A 19,994-nucleotide genomic window follows, 5' to 3' on the forward strand; every position below is an offset into this window, starting at 1 on the left:
ACTAATTTAGCTAACATGAGAAATGTAGCTGGATTTAAAGAGGTGAGGAAATGGCAACAGAAAAAACGGTAAAAGACTTGCAGATGGAAGTTGATACATACATAAGTCAATTCAAGGAGGGCTATTTTAGCCCGCTCGCCATGCTTGCGAGAATGACAGAAGAACTCGGCGAATTGGCACGGGAAGTCAATCATTATTATGGAGAAAAACCAAAAAAAACGGATGAAGTCGAAAAATCGATAGAAGAGGAGCTTGGCGACCTGCTTTTTGTCCTGATTTGTTTTGCGAATTCATTAAAGATTGACCTTCAGCAAGCACACGACATTGTGATGGAAAAGTTCAAGACACGTGATCAGAATCGCTGGACGAAAAAGGATGCGGAATAAGGAATAAAAGGAGAAGACAAAGATGAATACAATTCGAATCGCTATTGCCGGTCCCCGTGGACGAATGGGACGAGAGGCTGTAAAACTTGTGCAGGCAACAGATCAGTTTGAACTTGCTGCTGTGGTTGACCATAAATACGACGGCTTGTTGCTTAGTGAACTTGATGGATTTTCCCAAGTCAATGTTCCTATTTACACCGATTTGGCCAAATGCCTTCAAGAGTCAAATGCGGATGTTCTTGTTGATTTAACTACCCCTGAAGTGGGAATGTACCATGCGAAAACGGCGCTTTCCTATAATGTCCGTCCTGTTGTGGGGACAACCGGGTTTTCGAAAGAAGACTTAAAAGAATTAGAGAATATTTGCCGGGAAAAAGAGCTAGGCTGTATCATTGCTCCGAATTTTGCGATTGGTGCAGTTCTAATGATGAAATTTTCACAAATGGCCGCAAAATATTTTCAAGATGTTGAAATTATTGAATTGCACCATGATCAAAAACTGGATGCACCATCCGGTACAGCTGTAAAAACAGCAGAAATGATTGCCGAAGTCCGCGAGCGAAAGGTTCAAGGTCACCCAAATGAAAAGGAAACCCTTAGAGGGGCAAGAGGAGCCGATCTTGAAGGGATGCACATCCATTCTGTCCGTCTGCCTGGATTGATCGCCCATCAGCAAGTATTGTTCGGCTCAGATGGACAAACACTGACAATCCGCCACGATTCTTACCATCGCGGCTCGTTTATGTCTGGCGTAAAAATTGCGGTTGAAACGGTCATGAAACTTGATTCGTTTGTTTATGGGCTAGAAAATATTTTAGAATAAGGGGTTTTTGCCATGAACATTGCACTAATCGCACATGATAAAAAAAAGGATGATCTTGTTCAATTCGTTACTGCCTATCAGGCGACTTTTTCAAATCATACATTGTATGCCACCGGAACAACGGGTCTGAGAATTAGTGAAGCAACAGGGCTGAATGTTCATCGTTTTCAATCAGGACCGCTCGGAGGAGATCAGGAAATTGGAGCAATGATCGCGAAAAATCAAATGGACGCTGTTTTCTTTTTCCGTGATCCGTTAACTGCCCAGCCGCATGAGCCTGACGTTACCGCACTTGTTCGCCTTTGCGACGTTTATTCAATACCGCTTGCCACCAATATGGGCTCAGCGGAACTATTAATTCGGGGGCTGGAACAAGGCATGCTCGAGTGGCGAAATATTGCGAAAAGAAACAGTGGTGATGAAAATGGAAACAAAATCGTTTGATATTCTTGCATTTGGCGCCCATGCTGATGATGTCGAGATTGGTATGGGCGGAACGATCGCAAAATATGCAGCTTTAGGGAAAAAAATCGCCATTTGCGATTTAACCGATGCTGATTTGTCATCGAACGGAACAGTCGAATCAAGAAAAATCGAAGCTCGTGACGCGGGCCAAATTCTTGGAGTGGCTGAACGCATTTCCCTCGGCATGCCCGATCGCGGGTTGCTGCTGAACAAAGATTATATTCGGACAATTGCCGGGGTAATCCGCATGTTTCGTCCAAAGCTTGTCTTTGCTCCGTATTTTACCGATCGTCATCCGGATCATGGCAATTGCGCCCGTCTTGTTGCAGAAGCTGTTTTCTCTGCAGGAATCCGGAAATTTCAAACGGAGCGGGGGGAAGCTTCCCATCGCGTTCAAAATGTTTATTTTTACATGATTAATGGATTTCATCATCCCGATTTTACAATTGATATCTCGATGTACATGGAGACCAAAAAGAAGGCCCTCAACGCCTACAAAAGCCAGTTTGTCAAAACGGAGGGAACGGTTGATACACCACTTGTCAACGGATATATCGAAACAATTGAAGCGCGGGAAAAAATGTTTGGGCAGCAGGTTGGCGTTGAGTTTGCAGAAGGGTTTAAAACCGACAAGCCGCTTCTTCTTGATCGGGATTTGTTAGGAGAGTCATCATGAAAAAATTAAAGATTGGCATCACGTGCTACCCTACGGTTGGCGGCTCGGGGGTTGTTGCAACAGAGCTTGGAAAAATGCTCGCTGAAAAAGGCCATGAAATTCATTTTATATCATCAAGCCTTCCTTTTCGTCTAAAAAGGATGTACCACAATATCTCATACCATCAGGTGGAGGTGAATCAATATTCTGTTTTTCAATACCCTCCATACGATATTGCTCTGGCCAGTAAAATGGCAGAAGTAGTAAACCGCGAAAAATTGGATCTGCTCCATGTCCATTATGCAATTCCCCATGCCGTGTGTGCGATTTTGGCCAAACAGATGGCAGATCATGATATAAAAATTGTTACAACCCTGCATGGAACCGATATCACCGTGCTTGGCTATGACCCATCGCTTTCGGATGCAATTAAGTTTGGCATTGAGAAATCAGATATTGTGACCGCTGTGTCAAACGCCTTAATTGAGCAGACATACGACTTGATTAACCCGGACAAACCGATTCAAACGGTCTATAATTTTATCGATGAACGCGTATATCAAAAAAGTGATGCTGCCCACTTAAAGGAAGAATTTTCGATTGCTGCTGACGAAAAAGTTATCATTCATGTGTCGAATTTCCGGACGGTTAAACGGGTTCCGGATGTTGTAAAAGCATTTGCAGAAATTGTAAAAGCCATGCCAGCAAAGCTATTGTTAGTCGGTGACGGGCCGGAAGTAACAACAGTAGCCAAACTTGTCAAAACACTTGGAATAACAGATAAAGTATTGTTTTTAGGAAAGCAGGAAAATCTTGAAGAATTGTACTCCATCAGCGATTTAATGCTGCTGTTGTCTGAGAAGGAAAGCTTTGGACTCGTGCTTCTTGAAGCGATGGCTTGCGGTGTTCCGTGTATCGGCACAAATGTCGGCGGAATCCCCGAAGTCATTACAGATGGTGTAAATGGGTATATCAGTCAACTTGGCGATATTCAGGATATTGCTCAAAAAGCGATCCATCTTTTACAAGACGAGGATTTTCATCAAAAAGTTTCGCAGCAAGCCCTTGAGACAGTGAAGCAAAAATTTAAAGCAGAAGCGATTGTGGCACAATATGAAGATATTTATTCCACGCTTCTGGATCAAGGTGAAACCAATGCTTGAGCCGTTTGTATCGGCGGTGCCGCTGCTTGAAAAATTGGAGAATGCAGGGTTCGAGGCGTATTTTGTAGGGGGATCTGTCCGCGATTTTCTTTTAGGGAAGCCGATTAACGATGTTGATATTGCTACTTCGGCAACACCTCTAGAGATGAAGCGGATTTTTCCGAAAACGGTTGATGTGGGCATCGAGCATGGAACAATACTTGTCCTTGCAAATGGTATCGGCTATGAGATCACCACCTTTCGGGCAGAAGCGGAATATGTAGATTACCGAAAACCGAAGCAAGTAATCTTTATCCGATCCTTAATAAAGGATCTAAAGCGCCGTGATTTTACGATGAACGCGATCGCCATGGATCGCCACGGAAAACTGATTGACCCTTTTAACGGGCAAATTGCTATTAAGCAAAAGCGGATTGAAACGGTTGGCAAGGCGAAGGAACGTTTTCAAGAGGATGCTCTAAGAATGATGAGAGCGGTTCGTTTTGTCAGTCAGCTTTCTTTTTCGGTAGAAGCTAAGACTTTACAGGCTGTAGCGGAACATGGATATTTGCTAGAGAAGATAGCTGTTGAGCGGAAACAAGCGGAGTTTGCCAAGCTATTGACGGGAAGTTCAAGACGCGAATCGGTAAAAGTATTATTGGAAACCAATCTATACCGATTTTTACCAGGACTTCAACAGCAGAGAGCAGTGTTTGAAAAACTTCTTCACTTCCGCTGTGAGACACTCAATCTGAACGAAATGTGGGCGTTATTAATCCATTTGGCCGAATATAACACCGCTAAAGAAACCGATGATTTTCTGCGCAAATGGAAGCTGCCTGTAAAACAAATCAAGGAGATTAACTCGATCTTGGCATTTTTGAAAATCAGGCTGAAGCATGATTGGACTTCCTATGATTTATATTGCGCCGGGCGAAATAAAATTGAATCAACTGAAAAACTTTTTCAAGTGATTTCCGGTGTTCAAGATGATGCAGTTCTAACACAAATTTTAGCCCGGTATTTGCAATTGCCAATCAAAGAACGTTCACAGTTGAATGTTACAGGCCAGAATTTAATTGATTGGCTGAAAAAACCGGGCGGACCATGGGTTAGAAAGTTAATTGAACAAATCGAGCTTAAAATTATTGAGAATGAATTAAAGAATGAAAAACAGGCAATAAAGGAGTGGCTGCTGAAGTGCAATCAGAACTAAGGAAAGAACTGCTTGATGCCTTCACAAAAGCTGGCGATTCGTTTCTGTCAGGGCAATCGATTGCTGAACTGATCGGCTGTTCCAGAACAGCTGTATGGAAACATATTGAAGAACTCCGCAAAGACGGTTTTGAACTAGAAGCGGTACGAAGAAAAGGGTACCGGATTATTAAAACACCTGATAATATAAAGCCGGATGAAATTCGTTTCGGGTTAACAACGAAATACATTGGGCACAACCTGTATTACGAAGATCAAGTAGATTCAACCCAAAAAATTGCACACCGGCTGGCAAATGAAGGTGCTAAGACAGGAACGGTTGTCATTGCTGAAGAACAATTATCGGGGCGGGGAAGAATGGAGCGTAAATGGTATTCGCCAAAATTCACTGGCATCTGGATGAGTCTGATTTTAAGGCCGAATATACCATTGATAAAAGCCCCGCAATTAACGCTGCTAGCGGCGGTTGCAATCGTTCAAGCGATGGAAGAAATGGCGGGCGTTTCTCCGGAAATTAAATGGCCAAATGATATTTTGGTTAACGGCAAGAAAGTCACCGGAATTTTAACAGAGCTTCAAGCCGAAGCAGACCGCATCCACTCGATTATCATCGGTATAGGGATCAATGTAAATCAGCAAATAACTGATTTTCCTATAGACCTTCAAAATACGGCAAGCTCCCTAGCGATTGAAACAGGTAAGAAAATTTCCCGCTCAGACCTAATTCGCAGCATTTTCTCTCATTTTGAAAAAATGTACGAGCTTTATTTGGCTGAAGGCTTCTATCCAGTCAAGCTTCTCTGGGAAAGCTATGTCCGCAGTATTGGCCGGGAGATCACTGCTCACACATTAACGGCGACAATTAAAGGAAAGGCGCTTGGAATAACGGATGATGGCGTCTTGCAGGTGGAGGATGAGAACGGAAAAATCCATTCTATTTATTCTGCCGACATAGAAATCTAAGATTGGAATGAATTCATAGTAGTAAATTTTCTTGCGTTTCTGCTATAATGCAATTGGGCGGTATCTTATCGAACTGCACCTGAATGACTCGTCTTAGAAAATGAAAAGGTTTCTGCCTAGATCCGTTTGGACGGACCGGGACAGAGGGATAAAGCACATCGACTTTGGGTAACGAAGATCCTCTCTGCCTTTTGCAGAAGGGTCTTTTTTAATTGCTGCAAAAGGGTGAGCGTTTTATCTCCTCTTCCGAAAATAAGGGAGGGAAAAGAATGAGGAAAACAACGGATTTTTTGCAAATGAAACAGCGGAACGAAAAAATTGTCATGCTGACGGCATATGATTATCCATCTGCGAAACAGGCAGAACAAGGTGGCGTCGATATGATTTTGGTCGGCGATTCACTCGGAATGGTCGTTCTAGGCTATGATTCGACGATACCGGTAACAATTGAGGACATGGTTCATCATGCCAAAGCGGTAAAACGAGGGGCAAAGGACACGTTTATTGTAGTTGATATGCCCTTTTTAACGTATCACTTGTCGATAAACGATACGCTTTTTAATGCGGGGCGATTGATTCAGGAAACAGGTGCCCATGCTGTAAAAGTAGAGGGTGCCGATGAAGTCATTGAAAAAATTGCCGCATTGACAAAAGCGGGGATTCCCGTTTGTTCCCATTTAGGTCTGACGCCGCAGTCTGTCGGTGTGCTCGGAGGCTATAAAGTTCAAGGTAAAGAATTAGATTCTGCAAAAAAATTAATGGAGGATGCAAAAAATTGCGAACAGGCAGGTGCGTTTGCACTTGTTCTTGAGTGCATTCCAAAGCAGCTTGGAGCGGAAATCGCAAGAGCCCTATCGATTCCTGTAATTGGAATTGGCGCGGGAAAAGATGTGGATGGTCAAGTGCTTGTGTATCATGATGTACTTGGTTACGGCGTTGATCGGGTGCCAAAATTTGTAAAAAAATACCATTCGCTTGAACCATTGGCAATAGAATCAATTCAGTCGTATGTACAAGAAGTTAAACAGAATCAATTTCCTGAGGAACAACATACGTTCACAATGAAAGAACAAGAACTGCAAGGTTTATACGGAGGAAAAAAATGAAGGTTGTAACAACAATTAAAGAAATGCAGGCATTGGTCGCCCGAGAGAAAGCCAGCGGGAAGACGGTTGGCTTTGTACCGACAATGGGTTTTTTGCATGAAGGGCATTTAAGATTGCTTCGCCAAGCAAGGGAAGAGAACGACCTAGTTGTGTTAAGCATATTTGTAAATCCGATCCAATTTGGACCAAATGAGGATTTTTCGACCTATCCAAGAGACTTTGAGCGTGATCAGTCTCTGGCGGAAGGGGAGAATGTGGATTACCTTTTTTATCCTTCTGTTGAGGAGATCTACCCAAGTTCAACTTCTGTAAAACTTACCGTTCATCAGCGTACAGGCGTGTTGTGTGGAAAATCAAGACCCGGTCATTTTGACGGAGTTGCAACCGTGTTAGTAAAATTATTCAATATCACCATGCCCACCCGCGCTTATTTTGGGAAAAAAGATGCACAGCAGGTGGCGGTTGTCGAAGGTTTAATTGCTGATTTCAATATTCCAATTCAGCTTGTTCCGGTGGATATCGTCCGGGAAAAGGACGGCTTGGCCAAGAGTTCGCGAAATGTGAATTTGCTTCCAAACGAACGAAAACAAGCACCGGTTCTGTTTAAATCCTTGCAAACGGCGAAAGAGCAAATCGAGCGAGGGGAACGCGATCCTAAGGTGATAAGGAAGACAATTTGCCGCATGATTGAAGCAGAAACGGACGCGGTGATCGATTATGTTGAAATCTATATTTATCCTGAATTAACACCGCTTGATCAATTGGCTGGCACAATCATCATTGCCCTCGCTGTTAAATTTGCCAATGTTCGTCTCATCGATAATATCATCTTAACCATTTGATCATTGAAAACGATCAAGGAAAATAGGAGGTAAAAAATGTTTCGCACCATGATGAATGGCAAAATTCACCGTGCTCGGGTGACAGAGGCCAATTTAAACTATGTAGGAAGTATAACAATCGACGAAGATCTGCTCGATGCTGTCGGAATGACCGCAAATGAGAAAGTAGCAATTGTGAACAACAATAACGGAGCTCGGCTAGAAACCTACATTATTCCAGGTAAAAGAGGCAGCGGGGTTATTTGTTTAAACGGTGCAGCCGCTCGGCTAGTGCAAGAAGGAGATATCGTCATTATTATTTCGTATGTTCTCGTTCCAGAGGAAAAAGTAGCTGACCACAAACCAAAAGTAGCTATAATGGATGAACACAATCGAATCAAAGAACTCCTACACGCAGAACCAGCCCATACCATTCTCTAAATCCCCGTAATCGGGGATTTTTCTTATTTGTTTTCTCATTTTTCATCTCAGGGTCGTCTTTTTCTTTGTTGGTTTTTATGATACGTTTATGTTAAGAAAGTTTTAAAGGTGTTGTTACGCTCATGTTTAATAAATTTGTGGTAATCGATTTAGAGACGACTGGCAACCAGCCAAAAAAAGGTGACCGGATTATTCAATTTGCCGCAGTTATCGTCGAAAACGGAAAAATAACTGATAAATTTTCTACTTTGGTAAATCCATACCATCCGATTCCGCCGTTTATAGAGGAATTGACCGGAATAAACAATGAAATGGTTCAAGAAGCTCCAGAATTTGCAGAAATTGCGCCGAAAGTGGTTCAAATGCTGGATGAAGCTTATTTTGTTGCCCACAATGTGCTATTTGACTTGTCGTTTCTGCAAGAAGAACTGATCCAAGCGGGATTTGCTGGTTTTTATGGACCTGTGTTGGATACAGTCGAGATGGCGCGAATTCTGTACCCAACTGCAGACGGGTACAAATTGGGCGATTTGGCAGAAATGGCAAACATAGTGCATGAACGCCCGCACCAGGCAGATAGTGATGCAGAAGTGACCGCTTTGCTTTTACAGCTCATGCTTGACCGGTTTTTTCAAATTCCCCGGAAAACCTTGACCCAGCTTGCCAAGCTGTCAGGCGGGTTAAAAAGCGATCTTGATCTATTGCTGGAGTCCTTCCTGCGTGAAAAAGAAAAGACGATTGAAGAACTTCCCGCTTCATTAGAAGCAGTGCATCACCTAATTTTAAAAAAATTACCTTCTCTCGACATAATGGCAGAAAACAGCGAAAACGTCCTGGAATATCCATCGAGAGTTGAAGAAAAATTGGCGCTTTTCGAAAAAACGTTTGCCGGGTTTGAAAAGAGGTCTGGACAGTTTCAGATGATGGATGAGGTGTACAGTGCTTTTCAATCAAACTGCCATTTGCTGATCGAAGCGGGAACTGGGATCGGGAAATCGCTGGGCTATTTACTCCCGGCTGCATTTTTTTCCATTCATAGAAATCAGCGTGTTGTCATTAGCACCCATACAACACAGCTGCAAGAACAATTAATCCGGAAAGAAGTGCCTATACTAGCTTCATCCATTCCACACAAAATTAGAGTTGCTTTGCTAAAAGGCCGAAATCATTATCTTGATCTTGAAAAATTCAGCCGATCCTTATTGGATCCCCAAGATAACTATGATTCTGTGCTGACCAAAATGCAAATTCTCATTTGGCTGACTGAAACAGAAACGGGTGATAAAGATGAACTCAATTTACCCAGTGGCGGAGAAATTTTTTGGGACAAGGTTAAAAAAGATGATTCCAAACTTAGAGGATCCGAGAGCTGGGCGGGAAGGGATTTTTATGAAAGGGCACGAAAATATGCTAATCATGCAAACCTCATTATTACCAATCACTCCTTGCTTTTAAGGGATGCTACGGAAAGAAAAGGTATTTTGCCGCCGTTTTCCTATGCGGTTATTGATGAAGGCCACCATTTAGAAAAAGCTGCGGCAACGTTAGTAGGCGAATCGCTTGATTATATGTCTGTCCGCCTTCTTTTGTCCCAGCTGGGTCAGTATGAACAAGGCCAGTTATTTTATAAGCTTGAACGGGCTATCGAGCCGCTGAATGTGAGCAAAAAATTAATTTCCCAAACGTTTGAAGTTACCCAGTTAATGACTGATTTACAGTATGAAATGGATGAATTTTTCAAACTTCTTGCTTCCTATGTTCAAAAAAACAAGGGGAATAACCAAAGTGGAACAAAAGTAAAAGTGAGATTTTACCGCAATCGGCACGATAAAAAGACTGCTGCCATCATGAACAGTGGGGAACGGTTTGCCTTCATGCTCAAAGATTTAGCTGCTATGTTAACGGAAAGAGTCCAATTAGCCGAGAAAGAAAAGCAGATGGCAACAACGCAAGATCTTCTCTTTCAAGAACTAACTGCTTTTTTGGAGGAAATAGGAAAATTATCACAAGCAATCCATCGTCTCATGTTAACTGAATCCGACATGGTTCTTTGGATAGAGGTTGATTTTCGGGCGCCGCAAAATACAACGAGTCTCTATGCACAACCAGCTTCTGTTGCTGAATATTTGCAAAATAAATTTTTCGAGGCAAAGAATAGCATTGTGCTCACATCAGCAACCTTGACAGTCAATCAATCATTTTCCTATATTTTGGAAGTATTAGGATTAAAAAGGGAGAAAACGAACGTTTCAGCCATTCCCTCTCCTTTTCCTTACAAGCAACAAGTGCAGCTTTACATACCAGAAGACTTGCCTGACATAAAAGCGGTATCCATTGATGAGTACGTCATCGCGATTACCGAACAGATTATTACCATCGCTGAGGCGACAAAAGGAAGAATGCTTCTTCTCTTTACATCGCACGAAATGCTGAAAAAAACATACGAGTTAATTAAGGAAAGCGGGTTTTTAGAGGATTTTGTCCTGGTTGCCCAAGGAATAACCGGCGGAAGCCGCTCAAGGTTGACAAGGAATTTTCAAAAATATGATAAAGCAATCTTACTTGGGACAAACAGTTTTTGGGAAGGGATTGATATTCCCGGTGAAGATTTAACCTGCCTCATTATTGTCCGCCTCCCATTTAGTCCACCAAATGAGCCGTATACTGAGGCGAAATGTGAATATGTTAAACAGCGTGGAGGAAATCCGTTTATGGATTATTCTTTACCAGAGGCTATCCTTCGATTTAAACAAGGGTTTGGGCGGTTGATTCGTACAGAAACTGACCGGGGGATTATCTTTGTATTTGACCGGCGGATTATCACAACGAAGTATGGACAAGTGTTTCTACAGTCCATACCAGAGATTGAAGTAAAGGAGGCACCGATCGGAGAGCTCGTAAAAAACATCCACTTATGGCTTAGTTAGCTCATTTAAATGGAAATAATTAAATAGAGCGCAAAAAGACATAAAAAGTTTACTGAATTCTTTTTGTTTTGCTGGCTAATTTATTTGCAGCTGTTATAATGATTGAGTAGAATTCTTCTGTAGTGGCTGTTCGGATCAATGATCGGTTCAATAAAGATGAGAAAAATTGGAGGAAACGCTCTAGATGGAAAGCAAAATTGAAATTCTTTCAACTGTTAAAGTTCAGCATAGCCCTGATTTATATAAAATTGTTGATTTATTAAATCGAACACTGAAAGAAAAAGATTTAATGTTTGGACTCGCTCTTGATAGTGAAAACCAAGAGAAAGCTGTTTTTACGATATATCGTACATAGTGAAGTGAAAAACGTGAAAAAATGGATTACGATTTTGATTGTTTTTGTAGTTATTTTGGTAGGAGTTTTTGTCAAAGTGTACATTACTGCTCGGGAACCGTTAAAAGCAGCTGAAAAGAAGGCTGTTGCGATTGCTGAAAAAAAGGCAAGTCTTGCAAAAGTCACCTCCTTCCATCTCTATCATGGGCTTGAAACGGTTGATGTCATTGAAGGAACAAACAAAAAAGGCGAGAACATTGTTATTTGGATACCAGAAAAGACAAAACAAGTAATTGTGAAAAGCGCTAAAAGCGGGCTTTCGAAAGCAGATGCCATTAAAAAATTGCTGCAGGAGAAAAATCCGAAAAAAATTGTCTCTGTACGTTTAGGGATGGAAAAAAACATACCATTTTGGGAAATTTATTATCTTTCAGATAATAATTTAATAAATTATTATTATGTTCACTTTCAAACGGGTGAGTGGCTAAAAAAGATTGAAAATCTATAATATTTTTCGGTAGAACGGAGGAAACAAACATGGAAGTAGTGCTGGCAAACAGGGTTAAGGCGCTAACCCCGTCATCGACATTGGCCATTACAGCCAAGGCAAAAGAATTAAAAGAGCAAGGTGTGGACGTAATTGGTCTTGGCGCTGGAGAGCCCGATTTTAACACACCACTGCACATCATTGAAGCAGCATATCAATCAATGACGGAAGGGAAGACGAAATACACCCCTTCTGCAGGATTACCGCTTTTAAAACAAGCGATTATTGAGAAATTCAAGCGCGATCAGGAGCTTACGTACGAACCATCAGAAATTATCGTAGGCAGTGGTGCAAAGCATGTGCTTTACACACTGTTTCAAGCTATTTTGAACGAAGGTGACGAAGTTCTGATTCCGACACCTTACTGGGTAAGTTATCCCGAGCAAGTAAAGCTGGCTGGAGGGGCTCCAGTCTATATTGTCGGAGAAGAAAGCAATGAATTTAAAATCACTGCCAAACAATTGCAGGGAGCATTGACTGATAAAACAAAGGCAATCATTATTAATTCTCCGAGCAATCCAACAGGGGTTTTGTATACAGCAGATGAGCTGAAGGAAATCGGTGAAGTCTGTTTGGAAAACGATATTCTGATCATTTCAGATGAAATATATGAAAAATTGATCTACAATAACCAAAAACATGTTTCCATTGCCCAGCTGTCTCCGGAATTAAAAGAGCAAACAATCGTAGTAAATGGTGTATCCAAATCGCATTCAATGACAGGATGGAGGATTGGGTATGCTGCAGGGAATGCAAAAATAATTAAAGCAATGACAAACCTTGCCAGCCATAGTACCTCGAACCCGACAACGACTGCACAATATGGAGCAATCGCGGCCTATAATGGACCGCAGGAACCTGTTGAAGAAATGCGCCTTGCCTTTGAAAAGAGACTCGAAGTTATTTATGATCACCTCGTATCGATCCCGGGTATTAGTTGCGTAAAGCCGCAAGGAGCTTTCTATTTGTTCCCAAATGTTAAAAAGGCAGCTGAGCTTGCGGGATTTGACAATGTCGATGATTTTGCCACAGCGTTGCTGACAGAAGCAAACGTCGCTGTCATTCCTGGTTCAGGATTTGGAGCAGCAGACAATATCCGCCTTTCATATGCCACTTCATTGGAACTTTTACAAGAGGCAGTTAAAAGAATCCGTGAATTTATCCAAGCAAAAGCACAAGTGAACTAAATAAGATTTAAAACAAAAAAAAGATGGATCCACAGACCTGTGGCCATCTTTTTTTAATCATGACGAGGTGTGGCAGGGAGCTGCTTTAGCGGAAATCAAATCCAGCTACCTTCTTGCTGTTTGTTCGTGTTATACTAGAAAGGAGGTGTCATGTTATGAAGACAAGTTTAATGTCATGGGTACAGGAAGGCCATCTAACAGTACCAGCCGTCCTTTTTTCAGAATACAAAAATCTTCATTTAGATGAGTATGAATTAATTTTACTTTTACAACTGCTATCATTTATTGAAAAAGGGAATGAATTCCCTACTCCCGAAGAACTTTCCTCACGAATGACCATTTCCACTACGGAATGCACAAAAATGCTAAGAAAGTTGATTCAAAAAGGGTTTATCGAAATAATCGAAGGATTTTCCCAAGATGGAATCCGATTTGAAAAGTATTCACTTGCGCCATTATGGGAAAGATTAGTAGAACAATTTCTATTAAATGAAAAGAAAACGGCCAACATGCAGGTGCAGGCAGAAGAAACTGATTTATACACTTGCTTTGAAAACGAATTTGGCAGGCCGCTATCACCGTATGAATGCGAAACGCTCGCATTGTGGATGGACGATGACCATCATGATCCGTCAATTATAAAGGCGGCGTTAAGGGAGTCTGTCATGTCTGGTAAGTTAAATTTTCGCTATATCGATCGAATTTTATTTGAATGGAAGAAAAATGGAATTAAAACAGTCGAACAGGCAAAACAGCAAGGACGAAAGTTTCGGCAAAAGCAAACACAAAGCCGGACAGCTTCCGCAGAATCCCAGTCTTCTGTATCGGTGTCTTTCTATAATTGGCTTGAGCAATAGAAACGGCTGATCACTTAAGTTTTTCATTTTCTCTAAGGATATTGGATTATGGCGAGGGAAGCCACTTCTCTCGTTTTCTTTTTGTAAATAAACTATACTGGATTGTGGGTGATTCGATGTTAAATAAGATGCAAATCCGTTATTGTCTTGATAAAATGGGCGAAATGTTTCCAGCTGCGCATTGCGAGCTGGTTCATTCAAACCCGTTCGAGCTTGTGATTGCTGTTTCGCTGTCAGCCCAATGTACAGACGCACTCGTGAATAAAGTCACAAAAGATTTATTTCAAAAATACAAAACACCTGAGGATTATTTAAGCGTCCCATTGGAGGAATTGCAAAACGATATTCGCTCAATTGGACTATATCGCAACAAAGCAAAAAACATTCAAAGCCTTTGCCGGATTCTTTTAGATAACTATAATGGACAGGTTCCAAAAGATCGGGACGAACTGACGAAGCTTCCGGGAGTTGGCAGAAAAACTGCGAACGTGGTTGTCTCTGTCGCTTTCGGGGAACCGGCGATTGCCGTCGACACACATGTTGAACGAGTAAGTAAGCGATTGGGGATCTGCCGATGGAAAGATTCCGTGTTAGAGGTTGAAAAAACGCTTATGCGAAAAATTCCAAAAGATGAATGGTCGATAACCCATCACCGCCTGATTTTTTTCGGCAGATACCATTGCAAAGCCCAAAATCCTAAATGTGCGGAATGTCCATTGCTTGATCTTTGCAGGGAAGGCAAGAAACGGATGAAAGGGAAGGCGGATCACGATGGATAAAGTTGTCGAAGAACTGCTAGGGGAATGGGAAAAAATAAAAGCAGTACTTATAAATGACCAACGATCCCGAAACAGAGAAAAGGTGATTGAACGAATGGAAGCAGGAATCAAGTTATTTAAACAGTTTTTGCTTCACAGTAATGAAATGAACCAAAATAAAGGCTCGGCAATTGTCTTTTCTGAATTGGATGTTAAGCCGATCAATGTTGCTGAACGATTGGAATTTATCTCTTCAAGACCCGTGCTTTACCATTCCTTTATCCAGTTGTCGGAATTGATGGTGGAACAGGAAAAACTTTATCGAAAGAAATTGGCCATGAAAAAAGCGTCTAGGAAAACTACCTAGACGCTTTTTATTTTTTATTGGCCAGTTTTGGGAGAAGGTGTTCCGGTTGGATTGGTAGGAGTTCCGTTCGCCGGCGTTCCTGTACCGCTAGTAGGGCCGGTGCTTCCGGTTCCGGAAGTTGTGCCTGTACCGCTTCCCCCATTTCCACCGCCAGTTCCGTTTCCATCTCCACCATTGCCATTTCCATTATTTGGATTACCTGCATTTGGATTCCCGGTATTTGGATTTGCCGGAGGCGGTGTTGTTGCATTCGGATTTCCCTGACCTCCTTGGCCTCCGTTTGCATTTCCTTGGTTGCCTGAAGGCGGTGCAGGGATGTCAACAGCAGCAGTCGCTGGGTCACTTGCCTGCTGGCCGTTTACTGCAATGATTTTGAACAAATACTTTGCCCCTGGTGTTGGGTTTGCAATCTTTAAGCTCTTATCGGAAGTCGTTGTCAATTTTTGTTCGGCTCCGTTGTTGATTGAAACCGATACATCAAATTGAGCCGATTTTCCGTAATCCCATGAAAGGGTTATTTCATTTTTCGCCTGATCAAAGTTTGCTGCAGCGTTTCCAGGTGCATCAGGTTTTGCAAACTTGGTAGATACTTCTTTAGGTGCATAGCCTTTTACGGCATATTCTGTAAGAACTTCGCTATCCGGTGTATAATCGCTGGCCAATTGCATGGTCCCTTTTTCAATTCTTACTTTTTGAACGCTCTTTGGCATCGTAAAGTCAGGTGTGTTTTTATCTTTTGAAACATAGGCCATTAAATTTTTAAAGATCAGTTGTGCGATTTTTTGGTCCGACCCTGGCTCAATCGGTGTTGAGCGGCTGCTGTAACCGGTCCAAACGGATGCAGTGTAATTGGTTGTATAGCCAGTAAACCAGGCGTCAGGAACGGCTTTCTTGTTCGTGATATTGTATTTTTTCATATCCGCCTCAGTATAGTTGGTTGTTCCAGATTTACCGGCAATCGGAAGCCCGGGCACTTTCGCTGCCGTACCGGTTCCCGGTGGTTCTAAGACGCTTTTTAGCATATCCGTAATCATGAAGGCCGTGTAATCTTTCATCACGACTTTTGTTTCCGGTGTAGTATTAATTTCTGTTCCGTCACGAAGCTTAATTTTAGTAACAGTATGCGGCGGTGTGTAAAAACCGTTGTTGCCGAATGCGCTGTAGGCGCCTGCCATTTCCATTGTTGATAACCCATCGCCCAAACCGCCGATTGCATACGATTCAAATACTTCCTTTAAAGGAATGCCAAGTTTATTTGCAAACGTTTTTGCTTTGTCCGTACCAACTTGCTGCAATGTTTGAACAGCCGGCGTATTGCGCGACATTTGCAGCGCTGTCCGAATCGTCATCGGTCCCAAATAGCGGCCATCCCAGTTTCCATAAGATGTACCGTTTGAATACTTACTTGGCTTATCGACGATCATATGGTACGTTCCCCATTGCAAATATTCGATTGCCGGACCATAATCAAGAATCGGTTTAATCGTTGAGCCTGGCTGGCGCATGCTGTCAATCGCATAGTTAAACCCGCGGCGGACTTTTTGATTGCGGCCGCCACCAATTGCCCGGACTTCGCCTGTTTTTGTATCAAGCAGGGTAATGCCGGCTTGAAATTTGTCATCCGGATATTTAACAACTTCATTTGTGTTTAAAATTTTATCAACATAAAGCTGAGCGTTTGGATCCAATGTCGTATAAACAGTTAGTCCATCGGAAAATATATCAAAGTCGCCGGCTTTTTTAACCTCATCGATTACTGCATCTACAAAAGAATCATACGGTTTTTCGTTCAGTTTCCGTTGATCTTCTTTTGCAAGGGTGGACTGTACCGGCACTTTTTGCGCTTGCTCCATTTGCGCCTTCGAAATATAGCCGTGCTGATACATTAAGGATAATACAACATTGCGCCGTTTTTCGGCTAAATCAGGATGGACAAATGGGTTGTAATTATTTGGACTTTGAGGAAGTCCTGCGAGCAATGCCGCCTCCGGTAAGGTGACATCTTTTAATGGCTTGCCAAAATACACTTTCGCTGCGGTTGCAACCCCATAAGTATTTCCGCCCATTAAGATTTTATTTAAATACATCTCTAAAATTTGGTGTTTCGTGTACTTTTGCTCGAGCTGATAGGCGAGCCAAGCTTCCTGTACTTTTCTTTTTAATGTTTTTTCTCTGGTTAAAAATGTATTTTTGACAACTTGCTGCGTGATCGTGCTGCCGCCCTCAGAACCAAAGCCATTTTTAAAATTGGCTAGTACGGCTCCGCCAAGACGAATAGGGTCAATCCCATGGTGCTGGTAGAAACGATAGTCCTCCGTTGCTAAAAACGCGTTCTCGACAACGGATGGTATATCCTTATAAGCAACATATTCCCGGTTTTCGGCTCCGACCTCGGCAATAAGCTTGCCGTTCATGTCCAAAACCTTTGAGGCGATTGGGTCTTTTAATAATTTTGGATCAAGTTTCGGAGCATCCTTTACCATATAAGCAACTGTAGCTACTCCGGCAAGCATTCCAACGATACCAAGCGCAATCAGTGTCAAAAATATTTTTTTGAAAATTCCGCCTGATTTTTTCTTTTGCTTTTTGCTGCCTTTAGCGTTGTTCGCCTTAAGTTGCTTCCGGCGTTCCTCCCTTGATTGAGATTGTTCTGCCATTCTAAAGTTCCTTCCTTTCTAAACCTCACCAAACTTTAGCCTAAGACAAGCTATAAGAGATTGTCTATTACTTTAATATAGTCAATTCTCGGCTGAAATCCAAGCGGAATGTAGTGAGCCAATTGTTCTATTTCTTTTTTTGTGATCGATTTCCTGCCGCCAGACTCCATTCTCTTCCAAAAATCCAATAAATGCTTTGCTTCAAGTAAATAGACTTGTTGAAAAACGGAAAAACGAACAATGACGAAGCAAACACCACCTTGCCGGATAACGGCCTCCATATGGCGGATTTGGTGTTCATGAAAATTTTTTAACGGGAAGGAAGTTGCACTTTCCGTTTCTTTTGCTTCAAAGTCAATGTATTTTCCTTTGTAAATTCCATTGTAATCCGTTGTAGATGCTTGTTTGAAATACGCTTCAGTTATCACCGCCGCGCTTCTCTTTGGATAATTGACGTGAACAATTTGCACCGGAGTTGGTTTTTTATGGATCACGGCAATATTTTGCGACAGATAGTACTCGTTCGTCTCATTTAAATCATCTTCAAGGGTCATCCCCCTGTTGCTGAATGAGACATTTTTTTGCCGCGGTAATGAAGTTTTTGCATGATTTTCATTTGGGATAAATCGTTTTCCATTCGGATAATGATAAGTCAATTGGAACACCTCGCAAACTATTACTTATCATAACAAATCTCGGCGGACTTTGGAGGTATAAAATCCATTCCATGCCGCAAGCTAACGGTAAAGGAAAGAGGCCAATGAACCATTTAACATTACAGGATAAACAAATTATTCGTCAAATTCAATCAATAACCGAGCAAAAAAACATGGACAATATTTCGCGAACAGACGCCTATTTTGCCTATTACAAAAGGAATCCCGAAATTTCCTGGTTGTTCCTCGCCAGTATGGTATCCAGAAATGGCGGCTGGAATATGTGTGACCTAAAGGGTTCGATTTTTCCCCAATTCCTTTCGCCTAATACGATAAATCAGCTGTTTTTAACATATGAAAGGGCAAATTGGTTAATTTTTCATGATGTATACCCTCAGCTTTTGCTGTATGAATATTCGACGAAACAAAATAAGAGGTTGTTTCACTTGCTTCCCTATTTTCATGTTTCCGTTTTTATGCAAAAAGAGTGGGAAAAATATTGGCGGGAAAAGAATTCACTAAGGTTGTTGACATCTTTGATTATTAATGAACAAAATGTCATTCAAAAGCCGGTACTTGAGCATCCGGTCTATCGAAACAAAGTGTTTCATTCCCTAATTTTCTCCTTTCAAGATTGGCTGCATTTTAGCAGTGTTTTGTTTCCGACTTGCGGCGGGGAAGTTTATGGAGCAAGTGTGAATGGTTTTCGCCGTCTTTCCAATCGCATTTATTTAGGTAAACGGTTGGCAAAAATCCTTTTTGATCAAAGGCTGTTTCCTTACTTTTTAGAGTTTGCTGAAAAAACGGCACATACGGGTTCAAGATATGATTATGAACAATATTTTAGAAGTTCAAACCAGAAAAGGGATACCCCGTTTTTGCGGGCAACTTTCCCCGTTGTCCAACATCATCGTCATCAAGTTGAGGATTGGAGTTTAACAAGGCGTGTTCCGTTTTTCTGGCGGTATAGCCGGATCAGTCATAAGCATCCAATTCATTTAACAGACTGGTATTTAACAAAGAAAGATCAGCTTAACGGCCTAGTGATCGCGAAGCGGCTGCTGCATCTGAGCCAAAAATGGTAAAAGCAAGGGGATGCCCCTTGCTTTTTGTGATGGTCTGATTATTCTGCCGGACGGTTTGGACCTTCCAATTTTTTATCGCCATAGCCTGCCTTTTTCTCAGCACCTGTTTGCATTTGCTTTTTGTTATTGTTTGCTTTTTTTGCCATTGTCTAACCACCTCCAACTGTAGCTTGCACCCATTGCCTTGATTTCATTCAAGGCTTTGAAAATGTCGAAAAAAATAGGAAAAAGGCTGCTGCAGCCACTTTCTTTGCCGAATTGCTTCTAGTTTTGTCAACGCGGAAGGAAGCAGGAAAAAAGGGGAGAATAAAGTATAGCATTAACTGGTAGGAGGTCTGGAAAATGACAAACACGGCGGTCCCGAAAGAAACCCTTGTTGCAATGCTGAGTGAGATTTACAGCCAGCTTGAAGAATTAGAGAATGAAATCGAAACAAGTTTTTCCAAACTTGAGGACCAATTGAAAACGGAAGAAGCGAATAAACGATTCAGGGCAGAACAAAGGTTGGCTATGCTGGAGCAAAAAGTTTTTGCTAAAAAGGAAGCAAGTGAATATCTCGATTGTCACCACGTACCACTAAAACTTGAACTTGGTTATTAAAA

The 19,994-nt window shown here is 41.9% G+C and carries 21 protein-coding genes; 19 read left to right on the forward strand and 2 right to left on the reverse strand.

Going from position 1 to position 19,994, the window contains the following annotated elements; genetic code table 11:
* Positions 1–50 precede the first annotated feature (50 nt).
* The 17 genes from ACQYAD_RS09975 to ACQYAD_RS10055 all read left to right on the forward strand — a co-directional run bounded on the left by ACQYAD_RS09975 (position 51) and on the right by ACQYAD_RS10055 (position 14,994).
* On the forward strand, positions 51–386 hold the full coding sequence (locus ACQYAD_RS09975; protein ID WP_430237776.1) for a nucleotide pyrophosphohydrolase: 336 nt from the start codon (positions 51–53) through the stop codon (positions 384–386).
* A 22-nt stretch (positions 387–408) separates the two neighbouring features.
* Complete coding sequence (gene dapB, locus ACQYAD_RS09980; protein ID WP_430237777.1) at positions 409–1,209, forward strand: 4-hydroxy-tetrahydrodipicolinate reductase; 801 nt, start codon at positions 409–411, stop codon at positions 1,207–1,209.
* Between the two features lie 12 nt (positions 1,210–1,221).
* Positions 1,222–1,653: a methylglyoxal synthase gene (gene mgsA, locus ACQYAD_RS09985; protein WP_430237779.1), complete on the forward strand. Its 432-nt coding sequence runs from the start codon at positions 1,222–1,224 to the stop codon at positions 1,651–1,653.
* A complete protein-coding gene (gene bshB1, locus ACQYAD_RS09990; RefSeq protein ID WP_430238774.1) occupies positions 1,634–2,350 on the forward strand; it encodes a bacillithiol biosynthesis deacetylase BshB1 in 717 nt (238 codons plus the stop codon). Before mgsA ends, bshB1 begins: the two co-directional genes overlap by 20 nt.
* Positions 2,347–3,492 carry an N-acetyl-alpha-D-glucosaminyl L-malate synthase BshA gene (gene bshA / locus ACQYAD_RS09995; RefSeq protein WP_430237781.1) on the forward strand — a complete coding sequence of 382 codons (1,146 nt, stop codon included), beginning with the start codon at positions 2,347–2,349 and terminating at the stop codon, positions 3,490–3,492. The genes bshB1 and bshA overlap by 4 nt, the downstream gene beginning before the upstream one ends.
* Positions 3,443–4,687: a CCA tRNA nucleotidyltransferase gene (locus tag ACQYAD_RS10000; protein WP_430237784.1), complete on the forward strand. Its 1,245-nt coding sequence runs from the start codon at positions 3,443–3,445 to the stop codon at positions 4,685–4,687. The genes bshA and ACQYAD_RS10000 overlap by 50 nt, the downstream gene beginning before the upstream one ends.
* Positions 4,672–5,649: a biotin--[acetyl-CoA-carboxylase] ligase gene (locus tag ACQYAD_RS10005; protein ID WP_430237786.1), complete on the forward strand. Its 978-nt coding sequence runs from the start codon at positions 4,672–4,674 to the stop codon at positions 5,647–5,649. The genes ACQYAD_RS10000 and ACQYAD_RS10005 overlap by 16 nt, the downstream gene beginning before the upstream one ends.
* A 269-nt stretch (positions 5,650–5,918) precedes the next feature.
* Positions 5,919–6,755 (forward strand): 3-methyl-2-oxobutanoate hydroxymethyltransferase, encoded by an 837-nt coding sequence (gene panB / locus ACQYAD_RS10010; RefSeq protein ID WP_430237788.1) that lies wholly within the window; start codon positions 5,919–5,921, stop codon positions 6,753–6,755.
* On the forward strand, positions 6,752–7,597 hold the full coding sequence (gene panC / locus ACQYAD_RS10015; RefSeq protein ID WP_430237791.1) for a pantoate--beta-alanine ligase: 846 nt from the start codon (positions 6,752–6,754) through the stop codon (positions 7,595–7,597). Before panB ends, panC begins: the two co-directional genes overlap by 4 nt.
* Positions 7,598–7,633: 36 nt before the next feature.
* Entirely contained in the window at positions 7,634–8,017 is a 384-nt protein-coding gene (gene panD / locus ACQYAD_RS10020; protein WP_430237792.1) for an aspartate 1-decarboxylase, read from the forward strand.
* A 122-nt stretch (positions 8,018–8,139) separates the two neighbouring features.
* The gene (gene dinG, locus ACQYAD_RS10025; protein ID WP_430237795.1) at positions 8,140–10,944 is read left to right on the forward strand and encodes an ATP-dependent DNA helicase DinG; all 2,805 of its coding nucleotides are present in this window, start codon (positions 8,140–8,142) and stop codon (positions 10,942–10,944) included.
* Between the two features lie 184 nt (positions 10,945–11,128).
* Positions 11,129–11,299, forward strand: coding sequence for a YpmA family protein (locus tag ACQYAD_RS10030; RefSeq protein WP_430237798.1), 171 nt, complete (start codon positions 11,129–11,131; stop codon positions 11,297–11,299).
* 13 nt (positions 11,300–11,312) lie between these two features.
* Positions 11,313–11,786, forward strand: coding sequence for a DUF5590 domain-containing protein (locus tag ACQYAD_RS10035; RefSeq protein ID WP_430237800.1), 474 nt, complete (start codon positions 11,313–11,315; stop codon positions 11,784–11,786).
* Between the two features lie 29 nt (positions 11,787–11,815).
* The gene (locus ACQYAD_RS10040) at positions 11,816–13,012 is read left to right on the forward strand and encodes a pyridoxal phosphate-dependent aminotransferase (RefSeq protein WP_430237802.1); all 1,197 of its coding nucleotides are present in this window, start codon (positions 11,816–11,818) and stop codon (positions 13,010–13,012) included.
* Positions 13,013–13,167: 155 nt separating this feature from the next.
* Positions 13,168–13,869, forward strand: coding sequence for a DnaD domain-containing protein (locus tag ACQYAD_RS10045; protein WP_430237804.1), 702 nt, complete (start codon positions 13,168–13,170; stop codon positions 13,867–13,869).
* Positions 13,870–13,985: 116 nt separating this feature from the next.
* The gene (gene nth / locus ACQYAD_RS10050) at positions 13,986–14,648 is read left to right on the forward strand and encodes an endonuclease III (RefSeq protein ID WP_430237806.1); all 663 of its coding nucleotides are present in this window, start codon (positions 13,986–13,988) and stop codon (positions 14,646–14,648) included.
* Positions 14,641–14,994, forward strand: a complete 354-nt coding sequence (locus tag ACQYAD_RS10055; RefSeq protein WP_430237808.1) for a YpoC family protein — start codon at positions 14,641–14,643, stop codon at positions 14,992–14,994. Before nth ends, ACQYAD_RS10055 begins: the two co-directional genes overlap by 8 nt.
* Before the next feature lie 14 nt (positions 14,995–15,008).
* Here ACQYAD_RS10055 and ACQYAD_RS10060 read toward each other — a convergent pair whose 3' ends face one another.
* Positions 15,009–17,651, reverse strand: coding sequence for a PBP1A family penicillin-binding protein (locus ACQYAD_RS10060; RefSeq protein ID WP_430237810.1), 2,643 nt, complete (start codon positions 17,649–17,651; stop codon positions 15,009–15,011).
* A gap of 50 nt (positions 17,652–17,701) precedes the next feature.
* A complete protein-coding gene (gene recU / locus ACQYAD_RS10065; protein WP_430237813.1) occupies positions 17,702–18,307 on the reverse strand; it encodes a Holliday junction resolvase RecU in 606 nt (201 codons plus the stop codon).
* A 104-nt stretch (positions 18,308–18,411) separates the two neighbouring features.
* Here recU and ACQYAD_RS10070 point away from each other — a divergent pair, with 104 nt between their 5' ends.
* Together ACQYAD_RS10070 and ACQYAD_RS10075 are read left to right on the forward strand one after the other, a co-directional pair.
* The gene (locus tag ACQYAD_RS10070; protein ID WP_430237816.1) at positions 18,412–19,392 is read left to right on the forward strand and encodes a DUF2515 domain-containing protein; all 981 of its coding nucleotides are present in this window, start codon (positions 18,412–18,414) and stop codon (positions 19,390–19,392) included.
* A 342-nt stretch (positions 19,393–19,734) separates the two neighbouring features.
* Positions 19,735–19,992, forward strand: a complete 258-nt coding sequence (locus tag ACQYAD_RS10075; RefSeq protein ID WP_430237818.1) for a hypothetical protein — start codon at positions 19,735–19,737, stop codon at positions 19,990–19,992.
* Positions 19,993–19,994: the final 2 nt, after the last annotated feature.

The sequence above is a fragment of the Neobacillus sp. SM06 genome, assembly GCF_050496765.1.
In the GTDB taxonomy this organism is placed as follows: domain Bacteria; phylum Bacillota; class Bacilli; order Bacillales; family Cytobacillaceae; genus JAEVLT01.